The sequence below is a fragment of the uncultured Algibacter sp. genome (genome assembly GCF_947495675.1).
Lineage (GTDB): Bacteria > Bacteroidota > Bacteroidia > Flavobacteriales > Flavobacteriaceae > Algibacter_B.
The window spans coordinates 1-224 of the sequence record NZ_CANLZX010000107.1; the positions used below are offsets into that span (position 1 = coordinate 1).

Sequence of the window (224 nt, forward strand, 5' to 3'; positions counted from 1 at the left end):
TTTACTAAATAACCTCCTTTTTTAGAAGCTAAAGCTTCTTGATATCTTGACGTTCCTTTTGCTGGTAAATCCTTAATCCCTTGTCTTGATAAGATTAATCCTGTTGGTGTATCTGTGTTTTCTAAAGCCATTTTCCATGCTACACTTGTCTCTGCTGAATCTGCAGGTCGTAAGGCTAAAAAACTATTTTTACCACTATGGTTTTTTAACTTCTCTAATAAACG

The 224-nt window shown here is 34.4% G+C and carries 1 pseudogene; it reads right to left on the minus strand.

Annotated elements, in window-relative coordinates:
- A pseudogene (locus tag Q0842_RS16275) lies at window positions 1-224 on the minus strand (transketolase); the annotation flags it as partial.